Raw genomic sequence first — 14,365 nt, forward strand, 5'->3', positions numbered from 1 at the left:
GCGCAGGATGCGCGCATGGGCGCTCAGCGGCAGTTTGCGCGGAAGCTCAGCAGGATATTCATCGCCAGCGTCGGCCGCTCAGCCAGTCGCTGGGGCAGAAAGTCCGGGCCGTAGACGTCGACGAAGCCCGGCTGGCTGCGGATGGCCGCGTCGTCCAGCCGGGTGAAGCCCATGCGCCAGTTGGCGAAGCTGCGCCGCTCGATGTCCTCGAGCAGGATTTCTATCAGATTGTGGTGGCGGGTGTCGTCCAGAATGCGCTGGTAGGTTTCTGCGACGGCTTCGGCTTCGCCTTCCAGCACCTGGATGAAGTTGCCGGGGCCATACAGCAGCACGCCGCTGATGTCGTTCTGCAGATTGTGGCGCACGCAGGACTCAAGCAAGGTTTCCAGTTCCGCGTTGCTCAGCTCCCGTCGGGCGGTGCTGACGTAGATCAGGTGCTGCAGTGCCATGGCGAATGTCCTCGGCTGAAGGGTCGGACGCTATCGATCGCAGCAGCATAGCAAAATCTTCGCGCTTGGTGCGGGATGGCCGCGCCGGCCATCCGCATGGCCAGGGGGTTACAGCGCCAGCGCCAGCGCGGCGGTGGCCAGCATCGCGAAGGCGCAGGCCACCTTGGCCACCGCGCCGACGATGAAGCCGATGAAGGTGCCGACGCCGACCTTGCCGGCCTGGAACGCGTCTTTGCGGGCGATGAATTCTCCGACGACGGCGCCGACGAGCGGGCCGAGAATGACGCCGGCGATGCCGAAGAACATGCCGACCAGGCTGCCGATGAAAGCGCCCCACAGCGCCTGGCGGCTGGCGCCGGTCGCTTTGGCGCCGAGCAGGCCGGCGACGAAGTCGATCAGCAGGCCCAGCGCGGCCAGCACGGCGAGTATGGTCAGGCTGATGGCGCCCAGATGGTTGAAGCCATCCAGCCAGGAGGCCAGCAACAGGCCGCCGAACATCAGGGGCAGGCCGGGGATGGCGGGCAGGATGGTGCCGGCGAGGCCGGCCAGCACCATCAGCGCGGCCGCGAAATAGCCGAGTATTTCCATGCGCTTATTCCGCTTCCGGGCTGTTGGTGTAGGATGCCAGCAGCTCGCGCTGCGCGCAGTGCGGCTTGCCGCGGCTGCCGCGGCGCTTGTAGCCGCCGTCGGGCAGCATTTCCCAGCTGTTGACGTTGTCTTCCAGGTACAGGCGCAACGCTTCCTTGATGATGCGGCGTTTCAGCTTGCTGTCCAGAATCGGCGCGCAGGTTTCGATGCGGCGGAAGAAGTTGCGGCTCATCCAGTCGGCGCTGGACATCAGCAGATCTTCCTTGTGGTCGTTGTAGAAATAGAAGATGCGCGGATGCTCGAGGAAGCGGCCGACGATGGAGCGAACCGAGATGTTGTCCGACAAGCCCGGCACGCCGGGGCGCAACGCGCACACGCCGCGCACGATCAGCTGAATCTTCACGCCGGCCTGGCTGGCGCGGTACAGCGCGTGGATCACCTGCGGCTCCAATAGCGAGTTCATCTTGGCGATGATCTGCGCCGGCTTGCCGGCTTGCGCGTGTTCGGTCTCGCGTTGTATCGAATCCATGATCATGCTGTGCAGCGTGAACGGGCTTTGATACAGCCGCTTCAGGCTGCTGGCGCGGCCCAGGCCGGTCAGCTGGATGAAGATGTCGTTGACGTCGCTGGCGATTTCCTCGTTGCAGGTCAACAAGCCGAAATCGGTGTAAAGCCGCGCGGTGCGCGGGTGGTAGTTGCCGGTGCCCAGATGCACATAGCGGTGCAGGCCGGGGCCTTCGCGGCGTACCACCATCAGCATCTTGGCGTGCACCTTGTAGCCGATCACGCCGTACACCACGTGGGCGCCGGCGTCCTCCAGCCGGCTGGCCCAGCCGATGTTGGCCTCCTCGTCGAAGCGAGCCATCAGCTCCACCACCACCGTCACCTGCTTGCCGGCGCGGGCGGCGGCGATCAGCGACTCCATCAGCACCGAGTCGGTGCCGGTGCGGTACACCGTCATCTTGATCGCCACCACGTGCGGGTCGGTCGCAGCCTGGGTCAGGAAGTCGATCACCGGCTGGAAGCTCTGGTACGGGTGGTGCAGCAGGATGTCGCCCTTGCGTATCGTTTCGAACAGCGGCGACGACTTCGATTTTTTCTGCAGCGGCAGCGGCAGCGTGGGCGTGAACGGCGCGAACTTGAGGTCGGCGCGGTCCACCAGGTCGGGCACCTGCATCAGCCGCACCAGGTTCACCGGGCCGTTGACGCGGTAGACGTCGCGCGGCTGCAGATTGAACTGGGTCAGCAGGAAGGATTCCATGTGCTGCGGGCAGGTGTCGGCGATCTCCAGCCGCACCGCGTCGCCGAACTGGCGCTGGCGCAATTCGCCCTGCAGCGCGGTGCGCAGATTCTTGAAGTCGTCGTCGTCGACCGACAGCTCGCTGTCGCGGGTGACGCGGAACTGGTAGCAGCCCTTGACCGTCATGCCTGGGAACAGCTCGTGCACGTGCGAGTGCAGGATGGATGACAGGAAGACGAAGCAATGCGGGCGGCCTTCGCAGGCGTCGGCCGGCAGCTTGATCACCCGCGGCAGGATGCGCGGCGCCTGCACGATGGCGGTGCCGGACGCGCGGCCGAAGGCGTCGCGGCCTTCCAGCTCCACCGCGAAGTTCAGCGACTTGTTCAGCACCTTGGGGAAGGGGTGGGACGGATCGAGTCCGATCGGCGTCAGGATGGGCATCAGCTCGCGGAAGAAATAGTTCTTCACCCATTCCTGCTGCTGCTCGGTCCACTCGCTGCGGCGCAGGAAGACGATGCCTTGCTCCCGCAGCGCCGGGAACAGCACGTCGCTCATCACTGCGTATTGATCGCGCACCAGTTGGTGGCTGGCGCGGGCCACCTTGACCAGCGCCTGCTCCGGCGTGGCGCCGTCGGCCAGGATGCGGTCCGGCGTGGCGTGGGACGCGTCCTGCAGCCAGGCGACGCGGACCTCGAAGAATTCGTCGAGATTGGAGGAGACGATGCAGAGGAACTTCAGGCGTTCCAGCAGCGGCAGGTCCGGGTCCTCCGCCTGGGCCAGCACCCGGCGGTTGAATTCTATCAGTCCCAGTTCACGGTTCAGCAGCAGGTCTTGCGGTTGTGACATACGGTAGCGAGCCAAAATGACGGTGATCGGAAACAATAAAGCCCTCGCTTGGAGGGCTTGTTCACGGCTTTAGTTCTGCGGCGGCGTGTAGCCCGCCGGCGCGTCGGCGCCCTGGCCGAAGAAGTAGGCGTCCAGCTGGCTGGCCAGATACTGGCGAGCGCGCGCGTCGGCCAGACTGAGGCGGTTCTCGTTGATCAGCATGGTCTGGTAGCGCAGCCAGCCTTGCCAGGCTTCCTTGGACACGCTTTCGTAAACGCGCTTGCCCAGTTCGCCCGGCAGCGGGGGAAAGTCGAGGCCCTCGGCTTCGCGGCCCAGCTTGATGCAGTTAACGGTTCGGCTCATCGCTTGAAATCCTTGCTTGAAATCGGATTGAAACAACAGGCTATTGTGTCACAGAGCCCGCGCCGTTCCAACCGTGGCGGCATCATCGCCGTTAATTGTTACAGCTTCTTTACGAATACCTTGGAACGGCGCTGGTAATTGTAAAACTGCTGGCGGGCCAGCGGCAGCGAGCTCTTGTCGGCCTCGGCGAAGCCGCGTTCGACGAACCAGTGCGAGGTCTGGGTGGTCAGCACGAACAGCGACTGCAGGCCGCGGGTGCGCGCCTGGTATTCGACGTGCTTGAGCAGCGTTTCGCCGAAGCCGCCGTCGCGCTTCTCCTGCGATACGGCGAGGCAGGCCAGCTCGGCGGTCTCGGCCTCCGGGAACGGGTGCATCGCCACGCAGCCGTAGATCTTGCCGTCGTGCTCCAGCACCGAGTATTCGCCGATCTCCACTTCCAGCCGCTCGCGGCTGCGCCGCACCAGAATGCCTTGCTCCTCCAGCGGGCGGATCAGGCCCAGGATGTCGCCGACGTCCTCGATGCTGGCGTTGCGCACCCGCACCAGCGGATCGCGGGCGATCATGGTGCCGTTGCCGCCGCGGGTGAAGTGCTCCAGCAGCAGCGCGCCGTCCTGATGGCGGCTGACCAAGTGGGCGCGGGGGATGCCGTCGCGGGTGGCGCGGATGCAGTAGGGCAGGTAGGTGGCCACGTCGTCGGGCAGGCTGCCCGATTGCAGCATCTCTTCTGCCTGATGGGCGGTCAGCGAGCTGACCAGCTGGCCGTCGTGTTCGACGACGCCGCGGCCCTCGACCACGTAGATCAGCTTTTCCGCCTTCAGCGCGATGGCGGCGTGGGCGGCCAGCTCCTCCATGGTCAGATTGAAGCTTTCGCCGGTCAGCGAATAGCCTACCGGGGTCAGCAGCACCAGCTCGCCGGCGTCCAGGCGCAGGCGGATGGCGGCGGCGTCTACTCGTCGCACCTGGCCGGTGTATTGCATGTCCATGCCGTCCAGCACGCCCAGCGGCTGCGCGGTGACGAAATTGCCGCCGGCTACCCGCAAGTGGGCGCCATGCATCGGCGAGTGGGGCATGCCCATCGACAGCCGCGCCTCCACGTCGTGGCGGGTGGCGCCGGCCGCCTGCTTGACGATGTCCATGGTGGCGGCGTCGGTGACGCGTCGGCCCAGGTGGAACTGGGGGGCGATGCTTTGGCGCTGCAGCAGGGTTTCGATCTGCGGCCGAATGCCGTGCACCAGCACGATGCGCACGCCCAGGCTGACCAGCAGGTTGATGTCCTGCGCCATGCTGGAGAAGTCGCCGTCGAGCAGGCTTTCGCCGCCCATGGCCAGCACGAAGGTCTTGCCGCGGTAGGCGTTGATGTAGGGCGCGGCTTCGCGGAAAGTGTGGACGAACTCGCGGGTCAGCATGCGGCGGGCTCCGGCCGGTGGAAGGGATGGATAACCATCAAGAATATCAGGATTGCCGCGGCATTGTGTTTCGGAAAGTAAGCGCGGCGGCATGAAAAATGCCGCCCGGCGGGACCGGGCGGCACGATGTCGGGAACCGGAGGCTCAGTTCTCGTTTTTCTGCAGGATCTGTTGCACCTTGAGCACATTCAGCGCCTGCGACAGCTGGTAGTCGTTCTTCGGATTCGGCATCCGCTGCCCGCCCTGCGCGTCCGGCGCGGCCGGCTCCTTGTCCTTGCCCTCCGGCGCGGGGGCCGGCGGCGGCACCGGCTTGGCAGCGGGCTTGGCCGTCTTGGCCGGCTTGTCGTCGCCGTTGGGGTTGGCCAGGTGGTTTTCCAGATCCGCCTCGCGCACGCGCATCGCCTGGTCGGCCGCGGTCAGCGTCGCGTCTTCGGCCACCACGTCCGGCGTGATGCCCTTGGCCTGGATCGAGCGGCCGCTAGGCGTGAAGTAGCGGGCGGTGGTCAGCTTGATGCCGCCCTGGCTGCCCAGCGGCAGGATGGACTGCACCGAGCCCTTGCCGAAAGTCTGCGTGCCCACCAGCACCGCGCGCTTGTGGTCCTGCAGCGCGCCGGCGACGATTTCCGACGCCGAGGCCGAGCCGCCGTTGACCAGCACGGCCAGCGGCACGCTGCGCACCGCCACCGGCAGCTTCGCCAGCGGGTCGCTGCCGTTCTGGCGGGCGTAGTTCTGCAGCGTGGCGGTCAGGCGCATCTTGGCGTCCGGCGTGCGGCCCTCGGTGTAGACCACCAGCTTGTCCTTGGGCAGGAAGGCGGCGGCGACGCCGACGGCGCCGTTCAGCAGGCCGCCCGGGTCGTCGCGCAGGTCCAGCACCAGGCCCTTCAGCGGCTGCTTGTTCTCCTGGTACAGCTTTTGCAGGCCGGCGGCCAGATCTTCCGCGGTATGCTCCTGGAACTGGGCGATGCGCACGTAGCCGTAGCCAGATTCCAGCATCTTGTACTTGACGCTCTTGGTTTTTATCACCGCGCGCGCCAGCGTGAACACCAGCGGCTTGGCTTCGTTCTTGCGGGCGATGGTCAGCGTGACCTTGCTGCCCGGCTTGCCGCGCATCTTTTTCACGGCGTCGTTCAGCGACAGGCCGCGCACCGGCGTGTCGTCGATCTTGATGATCAGGTCGCCGCTCTTGATGCCGGCCTTCTGCGCCGGCGTGTCCTCGATCGGGGACACCACCTTGACCAGGCCGTCCTCGGCGCCGATCTCGATGCCCAGGCCGCCGAATTCGCCCTGCGTGCCTTCGCGCAGCTCCTTGAATTCCTCGGCGTCCATGTAGTCGGAATGCGGATCCAGGCCGGTCAGCATGCCCTTGATGGCTTCGTCGATCAGTTTCTTGTCCGTCACCGGCTCGACGTAGCTTTGCTTGATCACGCTGAACACCTCGGCGAAGGTGCGCAGTTCGTTCAGCGGCAGCGGCGAGGCTTCCTTGTCGGCCAGGGCCTGCATGCTGAGGGTCAGTACGCCACCGGCCATGGCGCCTGCCACCAACCATGCGATTTTCTTCATTTTTTGGCTGCTCATGCTTTGCTGATTCTCCGTGTCCGGCACCTTAGCGTGTCCAGGCTTGCGGGTTGAGGGTGCGGCCCAGGTGCCGGATTTCAAAGTACAATCCGGATTCCCCGTTGTCCAGCGATCCAGTGTTGCCGAGTGTTTCCCCGGCCTTGACGCTGCCGCCGGACGATTTGGCGATGGCGGACAGATTGGTGTACACCGTCATGTAATTGCCGCCATGGTCTATGATCACCGCCTTGCCGAATCCGCGCAACTCATCGGCATAGACGACGGTGCCGTCGGCCACGCTGCGCACCGGCTGGCCGGCGGCGGCGCGGATGAACACGCCCTTCCAGGTGGTGCCCTCCTTGCGCGGTTTGCCGTAGGCGCCGCCGATCTGGCCGGCCACCGGCATCTTCATCTTGCCCTGCAGGCTGGCGAAGGCGCGGCCGGAGGCGCTGTCGTCGGCGACCTCGTCCACCTTCTGGGCCGGCTCTTCCTTGACGATCACCGGCTTCTTCGCTTCTTCCGGCACCGGCTTGCCTTGTTTCTTGGCTTGCTCGGCCAGCTTGCGGCGGCGCTCGTTTTCCTTGCGCGCGGCTTCGCGAGCGGCGGCCAGCTTGGCTTTGCGCGCCTCGGCGGCTTTGCGCGCGGCTTCCGCCTTGCGGCGCTGGATTTCGCGGTTGATCTGGGCGATCACGTTGGCCAGGTGCTTCTCATCCTCTTGCAGCTGGGTCAGCTTGCTCTGGCCCTGCTTGATCTCGCCGGCCACCTTGTTCAGCTGCTGCACCTGCTGGGTCTTGTCCTTTTCCAGATCGCTCTTTTCCTGCGACTTGCGATCGGACAGATTGTTCAGCCGCGCGAGCTCCTGTTCCAGCTGCGCGGACAGCGTTTCCAGCTGCTTTTGCTGGGCGAGCAGTTGCTGGACCAGTTGCTGTTCGGCGCGGGCGATGTGCTGGTAGTAGGCGAGGTCGCGGGCGCTCTGGTTCGGGTCGTCGGCGTTCAGCATCAGCTTCATCGCGTCATGCCGGCCGTTCTTGTACTGGCGCACCAGCATCTGGCCGACGCGCTGGCGGGTGCCGGCCAGCTTGGCGCGGGTTTGCTCGATCTTGCCGCGCAGCTCGGCCAGTTGCTGTTCCGACCGGCTCTGGCGCTGTTCCAGCGTGGCCAGCGCCTGCTTGGTCTGGGTGATCGCCTGCTCAGATTCCTGGATCGCGGACTGCGCCTCTTTCTGGACCGTCTGTTTCTGCGCCAGGTTCTTCCTCAGGCTGTCGATTTCTTTGCGCACGTTTTTCAGGTCCTGCTGGTGCGGCGTGGTGGACAGGCTGGTGGAGGAGGCGTTGGTGTTGGCCGCTTGGGCGGCGCCGGCCAGCAAGGCCAGCAGCAGGTAAGGTTTCATGCCCTGGATGTTCTTTCGCTTGAGGCAATAGCGGCGGCCATGCCGGAGCATGGCCGCCGCTCCGTGAGGCGATTATTGGAAGTCGATCAGCGATTGACCGGTCATCTCCGCCGGTTGTTCCAGTCCCATCATTTTCAGCAGCGACGGCGAGATGTCGCGCAGCGAGCCGCCGGCGCGAATCTTGGCCGGGCGGCCGATATACAGGAAGGGCACCTGGTTGGTGGTGTGCTGGGTGTGCGGCTGGTGGTGCTCGCCGTCGTACATCTGCTCGCAGTTGCCGTGGTCGGCGGTGATCAGCACCTCGCCGCCGGCGGCCAGCATCGCTTCCACGCAGCGTTCGATGCAGCCGTCCAATGCCTCCACCGCCTTGACCGCGGCGTCGAACACGCCGCTGTGGCCGACCATGTCGCCGTTGGCGTAGTTGCAGAAAATGGCCTGGTATTGGCCGGACTGGATCGCCGCGACGATTTTGTCGGTGACTTCGCCGGCGCTCATTTCCGGCTGCAGATCATAGGTGGCCACCTTGGGCGACGGCACCAGGATGCGATCCTCGCCCGGGTAGACCTGCTCCTCGCCGCCGTTGAAGAAATAGGTGACGTGCGGGTATTTCTCGGTTTCGGCGATCCGAAGCTGCTTCAGGCCCTGCGACGACAGGTATTCGCCCATGCCGTTGTGGATCTTTTGCGGCGCGTAGGCGGTGGGCAGCGCGGAATAAGCTTCGCCGTAGCTGGTGAGGGTGGCGTAGCAGCCGAACTTGGGCTGGCGGGCCTTGAAGCCGTCGAAGGCCGGGTCGGTCAGCGCGGTGGTCAGCTGGCGGGCGCGGTCGGCGCGGAAATTCATGAAGATCAGCGCGTCGCCGTCCCGCATCTTCACCGGCGCGCCGATGCCGGTGGCCTTGACGAACTCGTCGTTCTCGTCGCGGGCGTAGGCGGCTTGCAGCGCTTCCAGCCCGGTTGCGGCGTGGAACAGGCCTTCGCCCTCCACCAGCAGGCGATAGGCGGGCTCGACGCGTTCCCAGCGCTTGTCGCGGTCCATCGCCCAGTACCGGCCGGTCACGGAGACCAGGCGCGCGTTCGGGCACTCGGCCAGCACGGCGTCCAGCCGTTCCAGATAGGTTTTCGCGCTGCGCGGCGGCGTGTCGCGGCCGTCCAGGAAGGCGTGGACGTAAATCTTGGGCACGCCTGCGGCCTGGGCGGCGCGGATCAGCGCGTGGATGTGGTTCTCGTGGCTGTGAACGCCGCCATCGGACAGCAGGCCCAGGATATGCAGGGCCGAGCCTTGAGCTTTGCTCATGGCTTGCTGCAGCGTGTCATTGTCGGCGAAGCGGCCGTCCTCGATGTCGCAGTCGATGCGGCTGATGTCCTGCTGGACGATGCGGCCGGCGCCGATGTTCAGGTGGCCGACCTCGGAGTTGCCGAACTGGCCGGAGGGCAGGCCGACGAAGTTTTCCGAGGCGTTGATCGTTCCGTACGCGTACTGTTCGCGCAGGCGGTTCCATGCCGGCATTCTGGCGTGCAGGATGGCATTGTCATCGCCTTCCGTGCGGTGGCCGAAACCGTCGAGGATCAATAACAACACTGGCTTGATGGATTTCATGGCATTCGCATTCAGAATATTAGAAAACCTTGATAGTATCTGGTTTTGTGGATACTATTGTACCGCAGTCAAATCAAAAAAATGTCAGGCTACATTAGGAGAAAAGCTTTGCTGTTCAACGACGACCAGATCGAACAGACATCGCGGGCGATGAAGGCCATGTCGCATCCGCTGCGTCTGAAGATCATATCGGTGCTGGAAGACAGGGAGGTGAGCGTGCAAGACATCGTCGAGCAAGTTGGCACTTCCCAGAGCAATATTTCCCAGCACTTGGCCATTATGCGGGACAAGGGCGTTTTGCGCACGCGCAAGGACGCCAACCGGGTCTACTACCGGGTGGGCGACATCCGCACGCTGGACGTGCTCAGGATGATGCGCGAAGTGTTCTGTGGTTTCGGGGAGTAAACGCTTCCCGGGGCCCATGTAGAAAAAGCCGCTCTGCGCGGCTTTTTCTACATGGGCCCCACCTGTTTAGCGGCGATCCGGCTTTCTGCGCACGTACAACGTCTTGTGCACCAAGGCCACCAGTTCGTCGTCGGCGTCGCGGATCTCCACCGTCATCTCCGGCAGATGCTTTTCGCCGTCGGCGGTGCGCTCGCGGATGTCGGCCAGTTGTTGGTCGGAGAGGTCGAACAGCGCGCGCACGGTGCCGCGGCCGGGTTTCAGGTAGTCGATGCTGCCGGTCTTGTCCCATACGTAGTAGTCGCCGCCCAGCTGGCGCAGCAGCATCAGCATGTAGAACGGGTCCGTCATCGCGTACAGGCTGCCGCCGAAATGGGTGCCGACGTAGTTGCGGTTGCCCAGGCCCAGCTTGAGCCTGACCTCGGCCTGGCGGAAGTCGGGAGACAGTTTGTGCACGCGGATGCCGGCGCCGAGGAAGGGCGGCCACAGATTGAACAACAGCTTGATCAGCCAGATGGGCAGGTTCATATTCATTCAAACGATTGTTTGGACGATTCATCGTCGACAATGCTTTGAGCGATGTCAATGCCATCGCGGGGAAAACCGTCCATGCGCTTGTCGATTTATCCACAGCAATCGCGGAATAACCTTGTGGATAAGTTGCGCGGCAAGCCGGTGGCAACGGCATTTGACAGTGCTTGCCCAAAAAAGTGGCAAGAGGCGTGAAATTTATTCCCGCATGGTTGCCTGAACCCGGCTGTAGGGAATAAAGTCTGGCGTTTGTATCGATGACGGAGAATGCTTCGTGTGGGCTATCGTTGAAGCGGCCGGCTGGCCGATCTGGACTATCATCGCCGCGTCGGTGGTGTCGCTGGCCATCATTCTGGAACGCCTGTACACGTTGCGGCGCGGCGCGGTGGTGCCGCAGGGGCTGCTGGCGCAGACCTTGCAGGAATACCGGCGCATAGGCGACAAGGATGAGCTGCTGCAGCGCCTGCAGGGCCATTCGCCGCTGGGCCGCCTGTTCGCCGCCGGCTTGCGCAATGTGCACGGCAGCCGCGAGGTGATGAAGGAAGCGATCGAGGACGAGGGCCGCCAGGTCGCCCATCTGCTGGAGCGTCTGCTGACCACGCTGGGCACCATCGCCGCGATGGCGCCGCTGCTGGGCCTGCTGGGCACGGTGATCGGCATGATCGAGATTTTCGGTTCCCAGAACGCCAGCGGCGCCAATCCGCAGCAGCTGGCGCACGGTATTTCCGTCGCGCTGTACAACACCGCCTTCGGCCTGATCGTCGCGATTCCCAGCATGATGTTCTACCGCTACTTCCGCTCCAAGGTGGACGGCCTGCTGGTGGAAATGGAGGCGCAGGCGATCAAGCTGGTGGAAGTGGCGCACGGCGAGCGCAAGAACGGGGGCTGAACATGGATTTTCGTCGCGGCAGGGCCCGGGAAGAGCCAGAGATCAATTTCATCCCGTTGATCGACGTGTTGCTGGTGATCCTGATCTTCCTGATGGTCACTACCACTTACTCGCATTTTTCCGAACTGAAGATCAATCTGCCGACCGCGCAGGGCGAGCAGCAGCAGAGCAAGACCGTCGAGATCAAGGTGGCGGTGGCCGCCGACGGCGCGATGGCGGTGAATGACGCCAAGCTGCCCGGCGGCGACAAGGCCGCGCTGCTGGCCAGCCTGAGGGCCGCCGCGGCCGGCAAGCGCGACGTGGTGGTGGTGGTCAACGCCGACGCCAGGTCCACCCACCAGTCGGTGATCGCCGTGATGGAGGCGGCCCGCGAGGCCGGTCTGTCGCAACTGACTTTCGCCACCCAGAACCTGAAGTGAAGCCTGAGGCGGCATGCGTTTGATAGAACAACACTGGTACCGGCCGCGAGGCTGGCTGATGGCCCTTCTGGCTCCGCTGGAAGGGCTTTTTGCGCTGCTGGCCGCTTTGCGCCGGCAAGCGTTCCGCCGCGGCTGGAAAACGAGCGAAAAGCTCGCGGTTCCAGTGGTGGTGATCGGCAACATCAATGTCGGCGGCGTCGGCAAGACGCCGTTGACGCTGGCGCTGTTGCGCGATTTCGCCGAGAGGGGCGTCAAAGTCGGGGTGATCAGCCGCGGCTACGGCGGCGAGGCGGCGACGCCGACCGAGGTGAAGCCCGACAGCGATCCGGCCTTGGTCGGCGACGAGCCGTTGCTGCTGGCCGCCGCCGGCGCGCCGGTGGTGGTGGGGCGCGACCGCGTCGCCGCCGGCCGCCGCCTGCTGGCGCTGCATCCGGACGTCGAGCTGATCCTCAGCGACGACGGCCTCCAGCATTACCGGCTGGCGCGCGATCTGGAGATCGCGGTGCTGGACGGCCGGCGCGGCCTCGGCAACGGCAGGCTGCTGCCCAATGGCCCGCTGCGCGAGCCGCCGTCGCGGCTGGAGACGGTGGACGCCGCCGTGGTCAACGGCGCGGGCGTGGCGCTGGCCTTGCCGGCGGCGCTGCCGCGCTTCGCCATGACGCTGCGCCCCGGCGCCTGCCATGCGCTGGATGACGCGTCGCGCACGCGGGACGCGGCCGGCTTCGCAGGTTTGAAGGTGGCGGCGCTGGCCGGCATCGGCCATCCCGAGCGCTTTTTCGACACGCTGGCGGCGCAGGGCATCGCCGTTGATCGGCGGCTGTCCTTTCCCGACCACCACGCGTTCGCGCCTGGCGACATTCCCGCCGACGCCGACGCGGTGATCGTCACCAGCAAGGACGCGGTCAAGCTCGCGCGCGCGCTTCATGACGCGGCGCAGCGTGCTAGACTATGGGTTTTGCCGGTTCAGGCCACGCTGGCGCCTGATCTGTGCGAATGGATACTAGCCCGCTTGAAGACGAAACATGGACGCTAAATTTCTGGAAATCCTGGTGTGCCCGCTGTGCAAGGGTCCGCTGGTGTTCGACAAGAGCAAGGAAGAGCTGATCTGCAAGGGCGACCGCCTGGCGTTCCCGATCAAGGACGGCATTCCGATGATGCTGGAGAGCGAGGCGCGCGAGCTGCCGCCGGAAGAAGAAGTCAAATGAACGGTTTCGTCGTGGTGATTCCGGCGCGGATGGCGTCCAGCCGCCTGCCGGGCAAACCGCTGGCCGACATCGCCGGCAAGCCGATGGTGGTGCGCGTGGCCGAGCAGGCGGCGAAGAGCCGCGCTTCCCGCGTCGTCGTCGCCACCGACCACGCCGACATCCTTGCCGCCTGCGCCGCCCACGGCGTCGAGGCGGCGCTGACGCGGGCAGACCACCCCAGCGGCACCGACCGCCTGGCCGAGGTGGCCGCCAAGCTGGCGCTGCCGGCCGACGCGCTGGTGATCAATGTGCAGGGCGACGAGCCGCTGATCCAGCCCGAGCTGATCGACCGGCTGGCCGAGCTGCTGGCCGCCGGCGACGCGCCGGTGGCGACGCTGGCGCACGCGCTGCACGACGCGGCCGACCATTTCAATCCCAATGTGGTGAAAGTGGTTCTCGACAAGAACGGCCGCGCGCTCTATTTCAGCCGCGCACCGATTCCCTATGCCCGCGACGCCTACGCTGCCGACCGCTCGGCGCTGCCGGCAGGACTGCCGGTCTACCGCCACATCGGCATGTACGGCTACCGCGCCGGCTTCCTGGCCGCTTACGCCGGGCTGGAGCCGGGACCGTTGGAGCAATACGAGGCGCTGGAACAATTGCGCGTGCTCTGGCATGGTTACAGCATCGCGGTGGCATTGGCGGACGAGGCGCCGGCCGCCGGGGTGGATACGCCGGAAGACCTGGAACGGGTACGACGGCTGTTCGCTTGAGGGGGCTGTAGGCGCTCCAAAAGAATTCATAAATCAAACAGACTGGAGTCACATAAATGCGATTGATCCTGTTGGGCGCTCCGGGCGCCGGCAAAGGCACCCAGGCCAACTACATCCGCGAGAAGTTCGGCATCCCGCAAATCTCTACCGGCGACATGCTGCGCGCCGCGGTCAAGGCCGGCACCCCGCTGGGCCTGGAAGCCAAGGCCATCATGGATGCCGGCGGCCTGGTCCGCGACGACATCATCATCGGCCTGGTCAAGGAGCGCATCGCCCAGGACGACTGTGGCAACGGCTTCCTGTTCGACGGCTTCCCGCGCACCATTCCGCAGGCCGAGGCGATGATCGCCGCCGGCGTGGACATCGACTACGTGGTTGAGATCGACGTGCCGGACGCCGCCATCGTCGAGCGCATGGCCGGCCGCCGCGTGCACCTGGCCTCGGGCCGCACCTACCATGTCGCCTTCAACCCGCCGAAAGCGGCCGGCAAGGACGATGTGACTGGCGAGGAGCTGGTTCAGCGCGACGACGACAAGGAAGAAACCGTCAAGAAGCGCCTGTCCGTCTACCACGAACAGACTGCCGTGCTGGTGGGCTTCTACGGCAAGCTGGCCGAGAGCGGCAGCGCCAAGGCGCCGAAGTACGTGAAGATCGACGGCACCCGCGCGGTGGAAACCGTGCGCGACGAGGTGCTGAAGGCGCTGGGCGCCTGATTTTGGCGGTTGTCGGGAAACAAGCGGGCCTCGGCCCGCTTTT

At 65.2% G+C, this 14,365-nt stretch carries 16 protein-coding genes; 7 read left to right on the forward strand and 9 right to left on the reverse strand.

Annotated elements, in window-relative coordinates:
* Positions 1-23: 23 nt before the first annotated feature.
* From VL52_RS03225 to gpmI, 8 genes are all read right to left on the reverse strand, one after another.
* Entirely contained in the window at positions 24-449 is a 426-nt protein-coding gene (locus tag VL52_RS03225; RefSeq protein WP_052729083.1) for a BLUF domain-containing protein, read from the reverse strand.
* A gap of 108 nt (positions 450-557) precedes the next feature.
* Positions 558-1,037 carry a DUF456 domain-containing protein gene (locus tag VL52_RS03230; protein ID WP_046155682.1) on the reverse strand — a complete coding sequence of 160 codons (480 nt, stop codon included), beginning with the start codon at positions 1,035-1,037 and terminating at the stop codon, positions 558-560.
* A 4-nt stretch (positions 1,038-1,041) separates the two neighbouring features.
* Positions 1,042-3,123 carry a polyphosphate kinase 1 gene (gene ppk1, locus VL52_RS03235; RefSeq protein ID WP_046155683.1) on the reverse strand — a complete coding sequence of 694 codons (2,082 nt, stop codon included), beginning with the start codon at positions 3,121-3,123 and terminating at the stop codon, positions 1,042-1,044.
* Between the two features lie 69 nt (positions 3,124-3,192).
* Entirely contained in the window at positions 3,193-3,465 is a 273-nt protein-coding gene (locus VL52_RS03240) for an oxidative damage protection protein (protein ID WP_021475089.1), read from the reverse strand.
* A gap of 98 nt (positions 3,466-3,563) precedes the next feature.
* A complete protein-coding gene (argA, locus tag VL52_RS03245; RefSeq protein WP_046155684.1) occupies positions 3,564-4,871 on the reverse strand; it encodes an amino-acid N-acetyltransferase in 1,308 nt (435 codons plus the stop codon).
* Between the two features lie 144 nt (positions 4,872-5,015).
* Positions 5,016-6,431, reverse strand: coding sequence for a S41 family peptidase (locus VL52_RS03250; RefSeq protein WP_046155750.1), 1,416 nt, complete (start codon positions 6,429-6,431; stop codon positions 5,016-5,018).
* 43 nt (positions 6,432-6,474) lie between these two features.
* Positions 6,475-7,815: a murein hydrolase activator EnvC family protein gene (locus VL52_RS03255; protein ID WP_046155751.1), complete on the reverse strand. Its 1,341-nt coding sequence runs from the start codon at positions 7,813-7,815 to the stop codon at positions 6,475-6,477.
* A gap of 72 nt (positions 7,816-7,887) precedes the next feature.
* Entirely contained in the window at positions 7,888-9,411 is a 1,524-nt protein-coding gene (gene gpmI / locus VL52_RS03260; protein WP_046155685.1) for a 2,3-bisphosphoglycerate-independent phosphoglycerate mutase, read from the reverse strand.
* A 108-nt stretch (positions 9,412-9,519) separates the two neighbouring features.
* Here gpmI and VL52_RS03265 point away from each other — a divergent pair, with 108 nt between their 5' ends.
* Complete coding sequence (locus tag VL52_RS03265; protein WP_021475094.1) at positions 9,520-9,816, forward strand: ArsR/SmtB family transcription factor; 297 nt, start codon at positions 9,520-9,522, stop codon at positions 9,814-9,816.
* Positions 9,817-9,882: 66 nt separating this feature from the next.
* Here the strand turns inward: VL52_RS03265 and VL52_RS03270 are convergent, their stop codons facing one another.
* Positions 9,883-10,341, reverse strand: a complete 459-nt coding sequence (locus VL52_RS03270) for a DUF4442 domain-containing protein (RefSeq protein WP_046155686.1) — start codon at positions 10,339-10,341, stop codon at positions 9,883-9,885.
* Between the two features lie 277 nt (positions 10,342-10,618).
* Here VL52_RS03270 and VL52_RS03275 point away from each other — a divergent pair, with 277 nt between their 5' ends.
* Genes VL52_RS03275 through adk form a run of 6 tightly spaced genes read left to right on the forward strand, consistent with a single transcriptional unit; the run spans position 10,619 to position 14,322 of the window.
* Positions 10,619-11,233 carry a MotA/TolQ/ExbB proton channel family protein gene (locus tag VL52_RS03275; RefSeq protein WP_046155687.1) on the forward strand — a complete coding sequence of 205 codons (615 nt, stop codon included), beginning with the start codon at positions 10,619-10,621 and terminating at the stop codon, positions 11,231-11,233.
* Positions 11,234-11,235: 2 nt separating this feature from the next.
* Entirely contained in the window at positions 11,236-11,652 is a 417-nt protein-coding gene (locus VL52_RS03280; RefSeq protein ID WP_046155688.1) for an ExbD/TolR family protein, read from the forward strand.
* A 13-nt stretch (positions 11,653-11,665) separates the two neighbouring features.
* Positions 11,666-12,685 (forward strand): tetraacyldisaccharide 4'-kinase, encoded by a 1,020-nt coding sequence (gene lpxK / locus VL52_RS03285; RefSeq protein WP_046155689.1) that lies wholly within the window; start codon positions 11,666-11,668, stop codon positions 12,683-12,685.
* On the forward strand, positions 12,675-12,857 hold the full coding sequence (locus tag VL52_RS03290) for a Trm112 family protein (RefSeq protein WP_046155690.1): 183 nt from the start codon (positions 12,675-12,677) through the stop codon (positions 12,855-12,857). Before lpxK ends, VL52_RS03290 begins: the two co-directional genes overlap by 11 nt.
* The gene (kdsB, locus tag VL52_RS03295; RefSeq protein WP_046155691.1) at positions 12,854-13,609 is read left to right on the forward strand and encodes a 3-deoxy-manno-octulosonate cytidylyltransferase; all 756 of its coding nucleotides are present in this window, start codon (positions 12,854-12,856) and stop codon (positions 13,607-13,609) included. The genes VL52_RS03290 and kdsB overlap by 4 nt, the downstream gene beginning before the upstream one ends.
* A 56-nt stretch (positions 13,610-13,665) precedes the next feature.
* The gene (gene adk / locus VL52_RS03300; protein WP_046155692.1) at positions 13,666-14,322 is read left to right on the forward strand and encodes an adenylate kinase; all 657 of its coding nucleotides are present in this window, start codon (positions 13,666-13,668) and stop codon (positions 14,320-14,322) included.
* Positions 14,323-14,365 lie beyond the last annotated feature (43 nt).

The organism is Chromobacterium vaccinii, from assembly GCF_000971335.1.
GTDB lineage: Bacteria > Pseudomonadota > Gammaproteobacteria > Burkholderiales > Chromobacteriaceae > Chromobacterium > Chromobacterium vaccinii.